Source organism: Ureibacillus sp. FSL K6-3587, assembly GCF_038593165.1.
In the GTDB taxonomy this organism is placed as follows: Bacteria; Bacillota; Bacilli; order Bacillales_A; family Planococcaceae; genus Ureibacillus; species Ureibacillus suwonensis.
On record NZ_CP151969.1, the window covers coordinates 539,033 to 557,410 of the forward strand.

Here is an 18,378-nt window from a genome sequence, read left to right on the forward strand (position 1 = left end):
AAAAGTCAACCTTCTTTCTACTAAATTTCAAAAGTGTCGATTGCGAGAAATTCTTAGAGGTCTTTGATATGTATAACCGAGCATTTCAAGTGTTTTAATAGGATATCTTATGCTACTAGTAAACCGCTTGAACATGCACCCAATGTTCGTTCATAGAATGTGAATTCAAGTGATTAATTCCTTCTATCATTTATTTCAACCGGTTTCCCTTGTTAATTATTTGTGTAACCGTTATTAATCGGAGGTGCCCAGTTTTGATGTTGGTGTTCGGGCTGCGGATTGGGTGTTATGTCGAAAAGCTGGTGTCATCATTGAACGGACTTTTGATCAAGGCTTTGTTTATATGAAATCAATGCTCATCATGTTGATCCACAACGATGAGCAGCGTTTTGTATTTTTATTGACCATTTTGAAACCTTTGAAACTTCTTTTTCGTTATAAATGTTAAGTAGGGTTCGAGTGTTTTCATTGAGCAAAGGTAAGTGTTTTTTGTGGCCGAACCCTCAACGGCGTAGCGATTTTAAATGAGGCTTGTCCACTGAACCAGTGATTCGTACTGATCGTTCAAAAAACCATCCGTTTCGACAAATCCCATCACATGAATAGCCTCTATCGACAACCCGCTGAGCGGCGTTACTACCGTAAGAACACTGGAAATATTAAACGAAGAATATTCTGTCTACTCGAAATATTAGAACTATTTATAAGTTTTGAATAAAATTTCCATATCGTTAAAACGAAACTTTCTATACATTATTATATTATATATTTCTCTTGTATCAATCGCACTATTTTCTTAGTTATTTTCAGTAAAAAAGTCCAGGAATTTCGCACTAATCGTTCAAGATTCAACAAAAAAAGAGAACCATTTCCATTTGTGAATCAATTATTCACAACCAATGTTTCTCTTTATTTGACATTATACAATACGTTCTATCAGAAATCTACCAATATTTTCATAAAATACGATGATTCAGGGGCATTTCCGGGTGGAAAATCAAAAATAATTTTAATGAACCAACTACGTTTTTCCTAATGTATAGGAGTAAATAGGCTTATAAAAATTACTGATTATTACTATTTTGATAAATACTTCCAGATGAAAAATTACTATTTTTGTATACATCTTTGTTAAACTTAACTACTAAATATTCGTAACCATCTCTACCATCTTTTTGAATTACAGCAGATGTTAATTCTGGAGCTTCAGTATCTTCTTTTACTTGAATTGCTTTACTAAATGCTTTAATACCTTCACCAGAAAAGTCAATAATTGCGTCTGCAGCAATTGATACATTTACATAACCAACTGATAATGGTGAAATAAGCTCAATGATAAACTTAGTTTTATCATTTTTATCTTGTTCAACTTTAGTAACCGTATTTCCAGAAACAGTAACTGCAGCAGTGCCGAATTTTACAACTTCTTCACTAAATTTGATTTCTAATTTTTGTGGGTTAATTACTGTAATATCAGTTACTTCTGGAGCTTTGCCATCACTTTCACCTTTAGTAAGTGAAATAGATGCTGGGTTTGGTGATAAAAGATTGTTATTCCAGTCTACAGCTCCTACTAATTTTAATTCGATTTCTTTATTAGACTTAACTTAGATGTAGTATAGATTTATGGACACAACTTGGTTAAGTCATTAATATTAAACTAACGAAAGGTTGTGTCCGAATCATGAGTCAAAAACGGTATAATCAAGAATTTAAACAAACAGTAGTTGAGCTTTATCGCTCTGGCACTCCAGTCAGTCCTACCGGCGCGAATATGGTGTTTCTGAAGTAACGATTTATAAATGGATTAAGCAATTCTCTCCAATTGAAGGAGAACAGGAGTTAACTTTGGCTGATGTAGAAGCCATTCAAAAAGAAAATCTTCGACTAAAACAGGAGATCGAAATTCTAAAAAAGGCTATGACCATATTCGAGAGAAAATAGATGAGCAAGAACTGATTGACTTAATTACAGAAGAAAGTGAACATCATCCAATCCAAATGATGTGTCGTGTTTTAAAGATGCCTAAAAGCACGTATTATGAGTCGTTTCATAAGAAGCCGAATCGCTATCATGTCGCAAACGAAAAGCTACTTAAACGCATTCAAGCAATTCATAAAGAAAGTAAAGGACGTTATGGAGCACCCAAAATTTATGAAATGCTTAAAAAAGAAGGTTATACAGGCAGTATCAATCGAGTTCAACGTCTGATGAAACGAGCAGGCATCCAATCTTGTATTGCAAAAAAGTTTCGCCCAACACCAACACAAAAGCCAGTAGAAGAACGAGAAAATGTATTAAATCAAGATTTCACTACCACAACGATTAATGAAAAATGGGTAGCTGATATTACGTATATCCACACCCTTCGTGATGGCTGGTGTTATCTAGCGTCCGTTCTTGATTTACATACGAAAAAAGTAGTTGGATATAAATTCTCTCGCAAAATGACAACAGAAATTGTGCTGGAAGCACTTCAAAATGCAATTCAAGACCAAAAGCCTAATCCTGGACTTATCGTGCATACGGATTTAGGAACACAATATACAAGTGAAGCCTTTCAAAAACTACTAAAAAAACATGAAATGGTTCCGTCATTTAGTCGAAAAGGATGTCCATATGACAACGCTTGTATTGAATCTTTTCATGCCATATTGAAAAAAGAAGAAGTGTATCTAACCAAATACGAAAGCTTTGAGACAGCGAGAATTGCGTTATTTCAATTCATCGAAGGTTGGTATAATCGAAAACGAATTCATGGAAGCATTGGTTATTTGACACCGGATGAATACGAAAAAATGTGCCGAATAGCAGCGTAAAACATGGGGTACAGAACACTTTCCCCCTTCACATTTTTTGGCACAACAGCCATGGGTTTATTTCTCCACGTCCCAAGTAGATTGTCAAAGGCTCTTTTCACTTTGACAATCTACTTGGGATGTGGAACAATCCATGAATGGTTGTTGTGCAAAAAAACTTAATCTTTTTGTGTCCAAAAACTTGACGTAGATTCAATAGTTGAGCTGATACAAAACACAAAATCGATACATATTGTTTTTGAAGTTTGGCTCGATCTGTTGTAAAATGAAAGTGCTCTTGCATGTGAATTCTCCTTTTAAATGTTTGGTCGCACTTTCATTTTAAGGAGATCCTCATGCAAGGGCTATTTTTATGCTTGTCTGATTTTATCTAGCACCACGGGTTATGTTTGAATTTTTTTACATGATTGTTTAGAAATCTTAGTTAAGTCTAAGTTGACATGAAGGACAGGGGACTAAGCAGGGGGATTACAATAAACTCAACGTATATTATATAACTAATTATAAGTAAGAAATGCCCCCTCTCATGATATTGAGCCGTTGTTGCATTCCTCCTTATGTTTGGTGTTTGTTTGTCCACTGTTTATTCTACCAAAGGGGAAGCAACATGGCTCTTTTTCTATTTCCCTTTTTACACAATTATATGGACTTAACTTGTAGTTAATAGAAAGTCACCTCCTAAAATAGCGCAAGAACCTTTAGTTTGGTCTTTTTCTGCAGTCTAAAAATCAACATTAAAATTTAAACAGAGTCTTATCTTTAAAAAAAGAGGATGTCCCAAAAGCAGAAAAATGGGACACCCTCAGGTTCATTGATCAATTTGCATGAAAAATCAACAAGCAACGCATTGTCCACGGCCATTGTCCAATTGATCGGAGCATTAGCTGTGGTCATTTCCATCTGCACGATTGTGTTTTCCACCATTAGTTATGTCATGAAGACCAAACAAATTAATGAACAAACGTTCCGGCCGTCGCGCCCGCTTATTTGGCTTTTGGCTTCTCTGTTGCTGCTGATCACCGGATTGTTTGGATATTATTTTTTACCTTGCTTTAATAGCGGCTTTTTGGCCGCTTTTTATTATCCTGAACCGAGAAGACACCCGCTTCCACGTGAGAGCATTGGTGTGCGTGGAGGACTTGCGCGTTAGGAACATGCAAAAGAATCGCAAACTAGCCATGTCAAGACAAGGTGCGGTTGCGGTCGATAGCATATATATATTTATTAAGCATATATATATTTATTATGATGCCAGCGCCGAAGCTTTGTTGATTCAACGGAGGGATGGTCATGTTTATCCACATTGTTCAACCTGGAGATACGCTTTTTTCAATCAGCAGGCGATACGATTATCCGCTGGAAAGTCTGCGCCTTGTCAATGGCTTAGTTGAAACGAATATTGTTCCTGGTCAAGCTTTGCTTTTTCCTAGCTATACGTATACAGTGCAGCCAGGAGACACGCTAAGCGCCATTGCACAGAAAGCATTTGTGACGGTCGAACAGTTGCGGGCAGCCAATCCGGCGGTGGATCCGTACAGGATGTATCCGGGAATGAAAATTTATATTCCTGATATTTCCTGGTATCAAGCTATAACGTTAGCCTATTACATTCTCCGCGAACCGAACTTAGATCGGACGTTCGTGCGAGATTTTGCCCCGTATTCATCGTACATTGCCCTGTTCGAATATCACTTTGCCCCTAATGGCGACATTGTCACTACGCGGGATGACGCCGCAGCGATTGAAACAGCATGGCAAAACCGCGTCACACCCATTGCGGTAGTGACGAACCTAACATCAGAAGGATTTAGTGCGAGACTGGCAAGCCAAGTGCTGAACAATACGGAAGCAAGGGCGAACTTGGTTGAGAACATCTTTTATTTAGTATCACGGAAAGGCTATGGTGGCGTCAATATTGACTTCGAGCAGGTTCGCGGAGAGGATCGTGATTTGTTTACGGGTTTTTTGCGCCAGTTGCGCGATCGGTTAAAACCGGCTGGGTATGTTTTGACGATCGCCGTTCCAGCGAAAACGAGCGAGGAGATCCCTTGGCTCAGGGGCTACGATTACGGCGGCATTGGTGCTGTCGTCGACTATATGTTTATTATGGCGTACGATTGGCACCATTTAACAAGTGAACCTGGTCCAGTCGCTCCTATTAGTGAGGTGAGATCGACGCTTCAGTTTGCCGTCGAGCGCGTCCCCCGAAAAAAAATCTTGCTCGGACTCCCTTTATATGGATACGATTGGATCATTCCGTACCAGCCTGGGACATTGGCGAAGGCCCTCTCCAACCAAGAGGCGGTTTTAACCGCCATGCGTTACCAATCGCCGATTCAATATTCGTTTCAATATGAATCCCCCTTTTTTCGATATACGGATGAACTTGGAAACATTCATGAGGTATGGTTTGAAGATGTCAGAAGCATAGGACAGAAAATGAAATTGGCCCGCCAATTTCAGATTGCGGGCATCGGTGCATGGGAGTTGGGGCTGCGATTTGCGCCAGGCCCATGGTTAGTGCGAAAGTTTTTTACTGTTCGGAAAGTATAAGAAACACCCATTTCTGTTGGTTGTCTAGTCAGCGGGGAAATCGGGAAAATGGATGCTTCTCGCTTCGTTTGAAGTGGGAAGCGTTTTTTGGAAGCTGGCTGAAAAGTCGTTGCATTGGATTTTGCGTTTTTTTGTTGACAAGAAAACAATGATGCGATAGTATTAACGTCATCTTGATCTGCAGATTTATCAGCGAACAACAGGGAAAAAGATGCCTCAAAAATTTCCAGCATTAAGTGCTTCAACTACAAATTTTGCATGGCTATTATGTTGCGTTGACACAACAATTAAATCAATGCTATCATCATTGATCAATATTAAAGACAATCCTTGAATTCCCTTGACAAGCTCTTTCTTCCCCGCGTCAAGTTCCCCAGATTTCACGTCAAGCTCATTTTATTTCTTATCAAGCTAGAGGGAATTTTAATCATTTTTTAGGTAACTCTTGCATGGTTCAAATTCTTCATATCTCGTGTCAAATACACCGAATTCCACCATAAAGTTTCTTTATTTTCCACAATTTAGAGAGTATATGAAGCAGTTTCATGTCTATATCCTTTAGAAAACAGCCTATTCACCTTTATAATAAGTTGATCAGAGTCTAAATCAGTCTTCCCACATTTTTTATTTGTAAGCGTAAAATAACGCCCACGTGTTTTTTCGTGGGCGTTTATTATATGCTCTATTTAGTTTTATTTGGTACGCGACATTCTTCTGGAATTGTCTTCGACCAAGGAAGGAGTTGATCGATGGCTTCTACATCATTGTGATCTATCAATGGTAATTGTTCGAAAAGATAGGTTAAGTAGTTCAATGGATTTAATTGATTCTCTTTAGCTGTTTCGACAATGCTATAAATAATAGCGCTGGCTGATGCACCTTTCATCGATTGTGCAAATAGCCATGCCTTCCGGCCCATCACGAATGGTTTAATCGATCGTTCCGCACGATTATTATCGATTTCAAGTCGACCATCTTCTAAAAACACTATGAGCTTACTCCATTGATTTATACAATATGTAATTGCCTCTCCCAATTTGCTTTTTGGGGGAACTTGAGGGCGTTTTGTTTTTAGCCATGCCAAAAAAGCGTCTAACACAGGTTTACTGTGTTCAAGACGGTATTCTTTGCGCTGTTCGGGAGTACAGTTCTCAAATTTTTCACTGATTTGTCTTTCAATCTGGAATAATTGATTACAGAATTGAATTCCTTCTGCAGCGGTTGATGATGTTTTATCCACATTGGCTGGTAATGCCTTCAGTGCTTCATCGAATTTTCGCCTTGCATGTGCCCAACACCCTACCAGTTCGACATCCTTTAATTCATGATATCCTGCATATCCATCTACATGCAGATATCCCTTAAATCCTTTTAGAAAAGCCTTCGGATGTTTACTGTGACGAGTCGTTTGATAATCATATAAGATGATTGGCGGTACGTCTCGTCCTGTTCGATACATCCACATATAAGACTTCGAATCCGCTTTTCGTCCAGGTTCTGCTAGAACTTGAAGTGTAGTTTCATCCGCATGTAGAATATCGTTTTCGAGTAATAGCTCATGCATCCGTTTATATAGAATGGAAAGCCAATTGGTTGCACCATAAATCATCCAGTTGGCGAGCGTTTGGCGTGATAAATACACACCGAATCGTTCCAACTGCTTTTCTTGACGATAAAGAGGCATTCCTTCCACGTATTTTTGGTTCATGATATAGGCCATAGCCGATGCAGATGCCAAACTTTTTGGGTAAATTGGTGTTGGCATTTTGGCTGTGACAATCGGTGTCTCGATTCCTTCCCGTTCACATTGACGGCAACTGTAAATATGTTGAACATGCTCAACGACTTTTACTTGAGCAGGAATAATCTTGATTTCTCTTCGTATTTCCGTACTCATTTCGTGTACGGTTCCACCGCAACACAAACAAACCTGCTCTTCTTCGGCTAAACGATAGTGAATCGTTTCCGTCGGCAAGTTCTCTAGTTTCGCATCGCGTTGTCCTACAGACTTCTTCCGTTTATAAGTAATGGTTTCAAGTGTAGGTTCTTCCACTTCTGTATCCGCTGTGATTTCAGCTTCATTAAAAAGAGGAAGTTCGAGTTGATCCGGATTCGTTTTTTCACTGGAAGCCCCAAATTTTTTATGTTGGCTAAGGCGGAATTGTTCTTCCAACCATTTGATTTTAGCCTGTAAGGCTTCATTTTGTTTTTTGAGTTCCGCATTTCTCGCTTGCAGTTCTTCAATTGTTGATTCATTGGTTTGTTTGTGTTTGTTCATAAGTTAAAGAATAAAGGAAAGGAATTGACAGGTCAATGTCAAATTCCTTTTAAACCATGATTTTAGCTGATACTTGTTCATGTGCTTGTTTTTGTTCAAATGAAAGACCATCGAGCAACCAACTGAATTGGCGGGGAGTGATGCACAAAGGGCCGGGAGTTCTTTCATCAGGCCATTGAAAGACCCCTTTCTCTAAACGACGATAGTACAACCAAAACCCATTGTGATCCCAATGGAGAATTTTCAATTTATCTCGTTTCCGATTACAGAAAACAAAGAGATTAGAAGAGAAAGGATTTAACTGAAAGCTCATTTGAATAATGGCTGCTAATCCATCAATCGACTTGCGTAAATCCGTTGCCCCCGCTGCTAAATAAACATGTTGAATGGGTGTTTTACTTAACATGTGTTTTCAGCACCTGAACCACTTCGTTGAAAAGGAGTGGATTGAAACCTTCTTTTACTTCGATGGAAAATTCCCCAATGTTAACGATGAGCGGGGAGTTTTTTTCATCCAACGGATGGGATACTTCAACAGTTAGCCATTGAGGGGAAGTCCGTGAAGTTTCAGTTGTCTCTAACTCTAGTCTTTTCATCCATTTATACATACTTTGGTGACCTACTTGATTTTGTTTGCACCAAGCTTTTACACTTGACTCTCCACTAGATCGATAAGATTCAATTCGTTGTTGCCACAATTGTTTTCGTTCATCTGGGGACATAAAAATAAAAACCTCCTAACTTTTGATGTTGATCTCATTATCACAAAACATCAAAATGGTTAGAAGGTGTGGGATATTTGGCGCTTACTTCTAAAACTTGTTTTGTTTGCAGTTCTAAATTGTCCCGACCTATTAATTGTCCCTCAGAGTTAATAGCATTTTGTCCACCGATATATATTGTCTTTGCATTACCGCTAACTGTAACCACTTGACTAAAAACTCTTGAATCAAATAATCCCTCCGGATTACTATGTTTCACCTTTAACCTACTCTCCCCCCAATTATTCATTATAATCTCTAATATTGGATTATATAAATAATCTTTACACACACTCTTTTAACTTGTCGGTAGTTGGAAACATATCGACGGCACCTTAAGCACTATCTGTAGATGTGAACATATCCACTAAGCTTTACTTATTTCATTAACTCCATTAGATATTTGTATAGATCATCAGTAAGTCCATATCTAAGCTGGGAATTATCCAAAGAAGCATGAAATGAGAATATGGAATTCTTAAGTTTCTCATCTTCACCTATTGACTTGTTCGTAAAATCTTTCCAGTAATTAATGCATTCAATTGCATTTAAATCTGTATTAGGCAATTTGTTCTTGTAACAATAATTAAGTTTTGAAATGAATTCCAGCCATTCTGTTGCTCCTTCTGATTCTGCTTTATCTCTTTCTAAGTTATTTTTTATTTTATCTAACTGTTCTTTAGTAATGTATTTGTCTGCTGAGGAATTAATAAATGGGACGATTGCTTTAAAATCATCTAATGAGATATTCTTATTATCTTTAAGCTCCTGTTTTAGTTTTAGTAGCTTACTGAAAAGTAACTGCTTCTGGGCAATTTCCTCTTGAACTTTTGAAATTTGGATCTCAACGAATTTTCGAATATCTATATATCTATCATGAATCAGATCCTTTATCTCATCAAGGTTAAATCCCATGTCTTTCAAAGAAATTATTTGATATAATGTTGTAACACTCTGTATGTCATATAATCTATGCCCTGTTTCAGTAATCTTAGATGGTTTTAATAAACCGACTTCATCATAATAATGTAGAGTTCTGACAGTTATACCTGTCATACTTGCTAATTCCCCAATCTTAAGAAATCTATCCATTTTGTTCACTTTCCTTCATTTTTACAATTATTTCTAAATCATTTGTTCTAAATATATACCTCTTACCACATATACCACATTCCAGTTCTTCATTTTTTCCAACTTTAATTGATTTTTTTAGCTCATCGGTTTCAACAGACATTAGGATACCAAAAAACATCTCTTTTGAACAATTGCATTCACTTTGCACGATATATTCATCTACTACTGTTGCATATGGGAAAACCTTCAAGGGCAGTTCTGCCCATTGCTCTGTAACTATATATTTCTTTGCACTGTCGATACCATCCATTACAAATTTTAAATTATCAATATTGTAAAAAGGCAGTGGTTGTATCAAACAACCTCTTGCAATTCCGTTTTCAATCCATGTTCGAAAAATTGTTTTTGTCTGCTCACTTTTAAAATAGAAATATGAAAAGCACGAATCTATAGAAGCAGACTTTAATTCTACCGTTCCAGTAAACATTCCTCCTGTCCAACTCCCTCTTGTAATAGAGAGAGATGTCCCTTCTCCGACTAAATCGGCAAAATCACCATTAAAAGAAGCTAGTCGGGAAGAAAAAATACAATTAACATTGCCTCTTCCATCTACATCACAGTAAGCCGTATACCCAGCTGGTTTAAACCGAATACTTACATTTATACGCTGATCGATTTCGGTTAAAAAGCCACGTAATAGACAACAATCTATAAATATGTTCGTATAAAGCTGTCTTGCAAAATCTGTTTTCATATCTCTTAAATTGCTACGCTCCAGAATATTCGTTGCATCAACAATAAAAAGTCTTATTTCCTTATCTTTTGTTAATAATTTCACTAAATTCTTCTTCATAATCATTACCTCCATGCACGCATTATATAACATAACGTAACGTGAGGTTCAAGTGCCTTTTTATTAAATTCTTATATAATTTAAGAAACCGCCAACCAAGAGAATATATCTCCTGAATGACGGTCTATCATGGAGGTAATGTTTCAACTCAGTCCGAATCCCAGCGAAAAGTCAGGATTGCAGCTATCAGCGCAAGAACGCCGAAAGCAAGCAGGATAATCAAATTCGCCGCCGCTCCCCGTAAATCGAAAACTATCGTACTATGAAGCCCACTTACAAAATGGGAAAAAGGGTTGAGCCGGCTTAGCGTCTTAATCCAGGTAGGTGCTGTGTCCAGACTATAAAAAGCACTGCTCAAAAACAGCATCGGCATTGCGAAAATATTGGAATATATACTGGCTTGCCCTTCATTTTTGCTTATATTAGCCACTACAAAGCTTATTAAAGTAAAGCATATGGTTGCAGTCACCAGCGTTACATAAAAGATCAGCAAAGTCCCAAACTGCATCCTGATGCCAATAGCACCAGCCCCCCAATAAGCAGGATGGTAGCTACGGCCAGAGATACTACCGTCCATGCTAAGGTCAAGGCAATAATAAACGAAAAAATTTTCATGGGAGTAACTCTTAACGAATCAATTTCATAAATCATAGTTTTTCTGAAGTATAGAGTACCCCTATACTAAAAACTTTGTTTTTTTTTTTTTTAATTATGCAACTTGGTTTTGTTGCTGTAATAAAGCATTGATTCGATCAACTGCTAGTTTGCAGGTATTATAAATTAACGTCACCAGATTGAAATGCATTTTTGCTTTCTTTCCTGTACGATGACGGACATTGTTTAATTGAAAGTATTCCTTTAAATAAGCGTTAACGCGTTCGACTGCTGTACGTTCTTGATAAAGCTGTTTCCATCGTTCTGTCCCACGTGCTGGATAGGTAAATTTACGGATATCTATATCACATTTGATTTTGAAAACTTTTTGGCAAAGGGTGTCTTCTCGTAATGGGCAAGTTGCACATTCCTTTGGACGTGTGAATTTTAATGTATTGTACTTAGCGTCAAAGCTGTCATATTGGTAACTATGTTCACGCACACAGGTTGGACGAAAATGTTCATCGAATCCTATATATTCTCCTTCTCGGCGAACGTTGTAAGGAATCACGACTCGCATGGACTGTGATACGGCTTGACGGTAAATAGGTTCAACATCATAACCAGCATCAAATATAGCTATTGTAAATTGACCGTTTCCTAAGTGATGAAGTTTTTTCAATAATGGAATCGCAGCTTTACAATCACTTCAATTACCTGAGGACATCAAACGAGTGATGATATATTGACTTTTCGTCGAAACAGCTAAATGTGCTTTATAACCAAACCAGAATGTATTTTTTCCTTTACTATTCTTTTTCACACCCCATTTTGGCTCAATCGGTACATCCTTCCAAAGGGTTTCTAATGGGATATCCAGCTGTTCTTTCAGTTCTTTTTCATAGGTTGATTGATTTCCTTTTTTCTCTACTTGTTCGGCTAACCAAACAGCTCGTTCAGCTTTCGTTTTACGACCACGTTTTTTAGGAGTTTTAGGTGCTTTCTTTTCTGATGGTGTGAAAGCATCACGAGCTTCAAAGTGACTCGCATCGATGGCGACATGTTCATCATTTAGAAAGCCTTCCAACATCGCTGTTTTGATGAGTGTATCGTTCATTTTATCTAGCACATCTGATTCACTAATGACTTGAATCATGCGTGAATAAGAGCTTTCAGATGGTACGACATCAGACACAAGGAATCCACAGTCGAAACGAAATAAAGGATCATGGACCAAACGTTTGACTAAATCCTTGATAGTTGGAATACGTTCAGCGATTGAATCATTGCACCATCATTCAATTCACGTGGTGCACCTTTCAATGTCTTTTTAGAAAACAATTGAAATATAGGCTGAATGTCGATCACACTAAAAATGGCTTCATAACGATGGGAACTTTCCATTTCTAATAATTGATGGATGTCAAAAAGAGAAATTTGTTTTACAATAGTCATAGGGTACTCACCTCTTTCGTATGGTTTGTTTGGTTACCTACCATTATAACGAAATTTGGGGAGGTACCCATTTTTTATTGTCTTGAATCCCTTGAAAATCAAGGGGTGAGAATTATGAAATTAACTCGAATAATAATAAAATATTTTATTTTTAAACAAAACACGGTAATAAGTGAAAATTAGTATTCATATGAATTAGAAATGATTCAAATTTCTTAGCCAAATATTCGAATAAAGGTCTATAATAGTATTAGAAAAGGTGAAAAGCTAAACTAATGGTTTTAATATCAATTTATTCTGCTGTGTCCCTCCTTAGACAATCAAGGGATGATTAGGGAATAAATAGAGAATCTTTTTTCAAATTCCTGTATTTAGTGACGAAATGCATTTGAGTTTGTATGGAGGGAAACAGTTAATGACAAGAGTGCAAAATAGCCAATATCGCACTCTTATCATTATTTTTATAAAAATTGTCTTAAACCATACCTAGGAAGAAATGAAAGCTATTTATAAAATATCCTAAAAATATGAGTTATTTACTGTGATTAAACTAATATTTACTCTATTTAAATTGTTCCATGATAAAAATCTAAAAATTTACCATATTCTTTAACAAAATCTAATTTTACATTTCCAATTGGTCCATTTCGATGTTTTGATAATACTATTTCTGTAATATTTTCCATTTTAGAATTATTTTCGTAATAATCATCACGTTCAACATGTCTGTACTAGACGGTATAAGACAATAACTTTACACCGTAATTATTTCGCATTATTTGCATTAATTAAAATTATGGTTTTTATTGTTTACCAGTTCGTTTATTAAAGTGTATCTCATGTTAGCGAAATCTAATTTATATCCAAGTTTCTCCTTAATCTTTAATTCTTTTTCTGCATCAAAGGAAATAAAAGTTAATGTGTCAAATTCAGATGAAATACCTTCAATCCACTTTCGATTTTCGTGAAATTTTTCTTGGTAAAAACTTGAATCTGAATTTTCTATTACAATAGCTTTTTTGGCGATCCTGATGTTGGAATTAAGAATTGTACTCAAAGTTCCTAGTCCTGTACCAGAAGGAGAGAAAGTAATTAATAATACTTCCTCAAATTCTTCTAATATATTTTTAACCCAACTAATCATTTTTTCTCGAAGTTCATTTTCTTGTTCTAGGAAATCAAAACAACTTTTTGGTTCTTGACTAAACCCACTATCCAAATCGAACATAAACCAATTTTTTTTCGGAATGTTTTTTGAAAATGTTATGTTATTTTTGTAAGAATTAATGCAAAAAAACTCTGTTTTTTCTAACATTTCCATTGAAATAATATCTTCTACAATGGCTGATCCACTCTGCCCTAATCCAATTAGCGCTCTTTTTGTCATTATACCCAATCCTTTATTTCAATATAATTTTATTAATTATATCTAGTTATACTGATAAAACTAGAATATTTTTGGTTGTATTAATATCACATGGAAATTCAATACTATCTTTTCACAATATCGAAATGAATACTACTTTTTTACCATAATATCTCATAAAAAAGCAAGATTTTTATAACTTATTTTGTTCAAGTAAGTATTGGTATTTTGGGACCTTATAGTTCTGTAATTGAATATGAGGAGAATTATTTAATGGTAAGGATTAATATTTACCAATATTAGAGACGGATAGAAATTAAGTGGATAAATAAGAGAATAAATGTAAAGCACGTAAGGGTTGTTCATGGTAACTATTTTTAGTTACTAAAAGCATTTTTAAGCTCAATAAAAAAATAAATCATACTGGTAAGAACAATAAAAGAATGAGAAACAGTCGTACTGGTTTTCTTGATAGGTCAACAGGTATATATTTCCATTCAAGCTAGAATGAGTTGTTATGAAGATTCCGAAAAAAAATAAATTTGACTTTCTGTATGAGTTATTTGTAATTAGGTTAAAAAGTGTTGGTGGAAAAATAATAAAATTTTTAATAAGGGAAACTTACATAATTATAATAATGTATTAGGAGAGGTAATTCATGAAAATTTCCAAATTGAAAATACAAAATTATCGAAACTTAACGGATGTAAATATCGAATTAAATAGGGTAGTCGTTTTTATAGGTGATAACAATAGTGGAAAAAGTAATTTACTAAGAGCGATAACATTACCATTTATGAACGATGAAGTAGGTAGTATTAATAAGAATTTAGGGTGGAACGATATAAATAATTTAGCTAAGGAAAGATATTTCGCTTTTATTAAGGAAAATATTCAAACTATAATAAATGGTAATGTAAACTTGGATGAGTTTGAGGATATTATTCCTTTTGTAATGGTAGAAGCTACTTTTGAACCAGATGGGGCTGATGAGTTTTATGTACATAGATGGATTAACTCTTTAGATGATGAGAAACCAGTATATTCTATATGTTATAAATATTATATAGAAAATCCTAAAGATTTATTGACTCATATCCAAAACATTCTTAAACAAGAAACAGATTCAATTGAGAATTTAAAAATGAATTTATTGCCCATTGAGTTTTTTAAATACGTTATTATGATTCCAACGACAGGAGAACAAATTGCATATAATGAACTTGCAAATTTTAAATATAATTCCTTAGCAGCAGAAAGAGATGACTTCTCAAATAATAGTAACAGGCTTGGATCTAAGTCGTTGGTAAATTTATTACATAATAAATTATCCGATGAAGATAAAGTTAAAATAGAGAAATCATATGGCAAGTTTTTTGATGAATTAAAGGAGATTAGCAATATTGAAGGAGTTTTCAATTGGCAAGAAAACTCTGAACTTGAAAATGCTAAGGATTTCTTTGATGAAATTTCTTTGCTTCCAAATATGCCTAGTATGAGTTCTCTGTTAAATAATGTGAAGCTCGGATATGGTGATGAATATTTAAATACACAAGGTTTAGGATATCGAAATTTAATTTACCTATTTGTCATGATGAATTCATTAGAAATAAGTTCTGACATGGCTTTAAATATATTAACAATAGAGGAACCAGAAGCTCATTTGTCTACCAGTAATGAGTTAATGTTAGCCAGTTATTTAAATTCCTTAGTAAACTCTAGTAGTCAATTGCAAGTTTTTATTTCTACTCATAGCACCATGTTTTTAAATAAACTTAAATTAGAAAATGTATGTATAGTGTCTCAAGGTAAGGCTTTTTCATTAAAATCAGAATTGAAAGATAAACAATTAGATTATTTAGCTAAAAAACCAAATTTAGATTTTATTAAATTCCTTTTTTCACGTCGTTGTGTATTAGTAGAGGGGCCTTCAGAAGAAATTTTTATAAGATCTTATCTCAATTCTCAAACTAATTCTTTACATGATATTGAAGTTATATCTTTACATAAAGGATTTACTAAAATGATAGATATCTGGTTAAAGGTCAATGAAGATTCTACAAATCGTTTAGGTATAATTAGAGATTTCGATAATCAACCTAATGCTCAGGAACAACATGAAAAATACAATAAATATAAAAATGTGTATGTAACTACAACCGAGCAATATACTTTGGAACCAGAAATAGTTTCAACTGGGGATAATTACAAAAAATTAAAAGCATACTTTGAAAAATTCCATGGATGGACAAATATTGATACACCTAAATCTTTATCTGAGAAATGGCAAGGTGCTAAAGCTGAAACAATGCTGAAGTTCTGTAAAGATATTGGAATTGAAGAGTTATCTGAAATAGAACTACCACAGCATATTAGTAGAGTACTACATTTTTTGCAAAGCGGTGAAAAACAATGAAAATAATAGTTGCCGGTGCTGGAGCAGGAAAAACAAGCTCAATGGCTCAGATGGTACTTGATAGATACAATGAAACTGAATCTAAAATAATATATGTGGTTACATATACTAATGCAGCTAAAAATCATATCGAGGATAAAATAAAAAAGTTAAATGGTCATCTTCCGAAAAGAATTCTGGTTGAAACTATACATGCCTTTTTATTAAGGGAATTTATATTTCCTTATCACCATTTACTTTATGGGAAACAATTTACAAGAGTTTCACAAATTAAACTTCCTCATGATAATCGACTTAAGGCAATGAAAATTAAAGAACTTGGTTTACAGAAATTTATTCATGTTGAAAAAGTTACAGAGGTAGCTAAATGGATAGTATATGGTAAGTCAAATGATAAAAAAGATGTGAAAAAAAAACGTGAAGAAGTGTTATCAATAATTACAAGGTTTTTAGATTCTGTATTTGTTGATGAAGCTCAGGACATGGACAATTACTTTTTGGAAATAGTTAAAGTACTAGAAGAAAAAGGAATTAATCTTTGTTTAGTTGGGGATCCAAAACAAGATTTACGCGGACGATTTGCATTTAATGATTTAATAGATACATTTCCTGATTCTGTTACATATAAGCCAGAAAATCATAGATGTCCAGTTTCTCATGTTTTATTTTCTAACTCTTATATATTTGATAAAGAGAAACAAAAACCTATGACTGAAACACTTGGATTACTAAATTATTGTTATGAAGATCAGGTAGATATAGAAGAAATTTTGCGTTCTAAAAAATGGGACTATACTTATATTTATAATAAAAATGAACGTTTCTTTACTAATAAAGCTGACAAAAATAGTGGCGAAGAAAACTTAGAATATGAACTTAAATCATTGATAGCTAAGACAAATTTAATGGAAAATAAGATAGATAAAATTACATACTTATTAAAGAAAAAAGTCTTAAACAAAATATATAGATCAGAATACTATATAATTTTTTCATGGCTAGAAAGAATCCTATCAATTAATTTGTCAGATAAGGATAAAGCTAGACTAGCCTTCTCATTCGATTTAATTCTGGAGAAATCCGACCAAAAAGGTATATTAGTTAACTCTATAGATAGTATTAAAGGTTTAGAAGGTGATAATTGCATTTTTATTTTGACTACAAGTTTAGCTCCATACTTTTTTAAAGAAAAAGCAGACAAAAAGAAAATGCTAAATTATCTTTATGTTGCTTTAACCAGATCTAAAAAAGAGTTATTGATTTTTGTTACTAAAGAGGTAAAGAAAAAATATGGTGAGGAATTTTTAGAAAGTAAGTTTCAGAGCTTTGGAATAAATAAGTTGAAGCATAATAGTTCGAAGGATAATATTTCCATTGTCTAGAAAGAAGTTTTTCTACTAATTGAATCAATTTCATAAATCATAGTTTTTCTGAAGTATAGAGTACCCCTATACTAAAAACTTTGTTTTTTTTTTAAAATTATGCAACTTGGTTTTGTTGCTGTAATAAAGCATTGATTCTTCAACAGCTAGTTTGCAGGTATTATAAATTAACGTCACCAGATTGAAATGCATTTTTGCTTTCTTTCCTGTACGATGACGGACATTGTTTAATTGAAAGTATTCCTTTAAATAAGCGTTAACGCGTTCGACTGCTGTACGTTCTTGATAAAGCAGTTTCCATCGTTCTGTCCCACGTGCTGGATAGGTAAATTTACGGATATCTATATCACATTTGATTTTGAAAACTTTTTGGCAAACTTCTCTTAATGGGCAAGTTGCACATTCCTTTGGACGTGTGAATTTTAATGTATTGTACTTAGCGTCAAAGCTGTCCTATTGGTAACTATGTTCACGCACACAGGTTGGGCGAAAATGTTCATCGAATCCTATATATTCTCCTTCTCGACGAACGTTGTAAGGAATCACGACTCGCATGGACTGTGATACGGCTTGACGGTAAATAGGTTCAACATCATAACCAGCATCAAATATAGCGATTGTAAATTGACCGTTTCCGAAGTGATGAAGTTTTTTCAATAATGGAATCGCAGCTTTACAATCACTTCAATTACCTGAGGACATCAAACGAGTGATGATATATTGACTTTTCGTCGAAACAGCTAAATGGGCTTTATAACCAAACCAGAATGTATTTTTTCCTTTACTATTCTTTTTTCACACCCCATTTTGGCTCAATCGGTACATCC

General features: G+C 34.7%; 14 protein-coding genes and 5 pseudogenes. 7 read left to right on the plus strand and 12 right to left on the minus strand.

Annotated elements, in window-relative coordinates; genetic code table 11:
• Nucleotides 1–283 precede the first annotated feature (283 nt).
• From NSS77_RS02600 to NSS77_RS02610, 3 genes and pseudogenes are all read left to right on the plus strand, one after another.
• Nucleotides 284–448: a hypothetical protein gene (locus tag NSS77_RS02600; protein ID WP_342470258.1), complete on the plus strand. Its 165-nt coding sequence runs from the start codon at nt 284–286 to the stop codon at nt 446–448.
• Between the two features lie 884 nt (nt 449–1,332).
• Nucleotides 1,333–1,611 carry a hypothetical protein gene (locus NSS77_RS02605; protein WP_342470259.1) on the plus strand — a complete coding sequence of 93 codons (279 nt, stop codon included), beginning with the start codon at nt 1,333–1,335 and terminating at the stop codon, nt 1,609–1,611.
• Nucleotides 1,612–1,684: 73 nt separating this feature from the next.
• Nucleotides 1,685–2,819, plus strand: a pseudogene (locus NSS77_RS02610) (IS3 family transposase).
• A gap of 184 nt (nt 2,820–3,003) precedes the next feature.
• Here the strand turns inward: NSS77_RS02610 and NSS77_RS02615 are convergent.
• Nucleotides 3,004–3,102 (minus strand): annotated as a pseudogene (locus NSS77_RS02615) (IS982 family transposase); the annotation flags it as partial.
• A gap of 489 nt (nt 3,103–3,591) precedes the next feature.
• Between NSS77_RS02615 and NSS77_RS02620 the strand changes: the two are divergent.
• Nucleotides 3,592–3,969: a hypothetical protein gene (locus NSS77_RS02620; RefSeq protein WP_342470260.1), complete on the plus strand. Its 378-nt coding sequence runs from the start codon at nt 3,592–3,594 to the stop codon at nt 3,967–3,969.
• Nucleotides 3,970–4,109: 140 nt separating this feature from the next.
• Nucleotides 4,110–5,372 (plus strand): glycoside hydrolase family 18 protein, encoded by a 1,263-nt coding sequence (locus tag NSS77_RS02625; protein ID WP_342470261.1) that lies wholly within the window; start codon nt 4,110–4,112, stop codon nt 5,370–5,372.
• 682 nt (nt 5,373–6,054) lie between these two features.
• Here NSS77_RS02625 and NSS77_RS02630 read toward each other — a convergent pair.
• The 10 genes and pseudogenes from NSS77_RS02630 to NSS77_RS02675 form a co-directional block, all read right to left on the minus strand.
• Complete coding sequence (locus NSS77_RS02630; protein WP_342469277.1) at nt 6,055–7,650, minus strand: IS66 family transposase; 1,596 nt, start codon at nt 7,648–7,650, stop codon at nt 6,055–6,057.
• Between the two features lie 49 nt (nt 7,651–7,699).
• On the minus strand, nt 7,700–8,056 hold the full coding sequence (tnpB, locus tag NSS77_RS02635) for an IS66 family insertion sequence element accessory protein TnpB (protein ID WP_141603366.1): 357 nt from the start codon (nt 8,054–8,056) through the stop codon (nt 7,700–7,702).
• Nucleotides 8,046–8,372 carry a hypothetical protein gene (locus tag NSS77_RS02640; protein ID WP_096550474.1) on the minus strand — a complete coding sequence of 109 codons (327 nt, stop codon included), beginning with the start codon at nt 8,370–8,372 and terminating at the stop codon, nt 8,046–8,048. The genes tnpB and NSS77_RS02640 overlap by 11 nt, the downstream gene beginning before the upstream one ends.
• 40 nt (nt 8,373–8,412) lie before the next feature.
• Nucleotides 8,413–8,631 (minus strand): hypothetical protein, encoded by a 219-nt coding sequence (locus NSS77_RS02645; protein ID WP_342470262.1) that lies wholly within the window; start codon nt 8,629–8,631, stop codon nt 8,413–8,415.
• A 158-nt stretch (nt 8,632–8,789) separates the two neighbouring features.
• Nucleotides 8,790–9,503, minus strand: a complete 714-nt coding sequence (locus NSS77_RS02650; RefSeq protein WP_342470263.1) for a MerR family transcriptional regulator — start codon at nt 9,501–9,503, stop codon at nt 8,790–8,792.
• Nucleotides 9,496–10,338, minus strand: coding sequence for an Hsp33 family molecular chaperone HslO (locus tag NSS77_RS02655; RefSeq protein WP_096551824.1), 843 nt, complete (start codon nt 10,336–10,338; stop codon nt 9,496–9,498). The genes NSS77_RS02650 and NSS77_RS02655 overlap by 8 nt, the downstream gene beginning before the upstream one ends.
• A 148-nt stretch (nt 10,339–10,486) precedes the next feature.
• Entirely contained in the window at nt 10,487–10,915 is a 429-nt protein-coding gene (locus NSS77_RS02660; RefSeq protein WP_342470265.1) for an ABC transporter permease, read from the minus strand.
• Between the two features lie 132 nt (nt 10,916–11,047).
• A pseudogene (locus tag NSS77_RS02665) lies at nt 11,048–12,387 on the minus strand (transposase).
• A gap of 566 nt (nt 12,388–12,953) precedes the next feature.
• Nucleotides 12,954–13,097 (minus strand): annotated as a pseudogene (locus NSS77_RS02670) (DnaB-like helicase C-terminal domain-containing protein); the annotation flags it as partial.
• Between the two features lie 74 nt (nt 13,098–13,171).
• Entirely contained in the window at nt 13,172–13,774 is a 603-nt protein-coding gene (locus NSS77_RS02675) for a hypothetical protein (RefSeq protein WP_342470266.1), read from the minus strand.
• 637 nt (nt 13,775–14,411) lie between these two features.
• Between NSS77_RS02675 and NSS77_RS02680 the strand changes: the two genes are divergently transcribed.
• Together NSS77_RS02680 and NSS77_RS02685 are read left to right on the plus strand one after the other, a co-directional pair.
• Nucleotides 14,412–16,169 carry an AAA family ATPase gene (locus NSS77_RS02680; protein WP_342470267.1) on the plus strand — a complete coding sequence of 586 codons (1,758 nt, stop codon included), beginning with the start codon at nt 14,412–14,414 and terminating at the stop codon, nt 16,167–16,169.
• Nucleotides 16,166–17,551 carry a UvrD-helicase domain-containing protein gene (locus NSS77_RS02685; protein WP_342470268.1) on the plus strand — a complete coding sequence of 462 codons (1,386 nt, stop codon included), beginning with the start codon at nt 16,166–16,168 and terminating at the stop codon, nt 17,549–17,551. The genes NSS77_RS02680 and NSS77_RS02685 overlap by 4 nt, the downstream gene beginning before the upstream one ends.
• Before the next feature lie 97 nt (nt 17,552–17,648).
• Here NSS77_RS02685 and NSS77_RS02690 read toward each other — a convergent pair.
• Nucleotides 17,649–18,374 (minus strand): annotated as a pseudogene (locus NSS77_RS02690) (transposase); the annotation flags it as partial.
• Between the last annotated feature and the right edge of the window lie 4 nt (nt 18,375–18,378).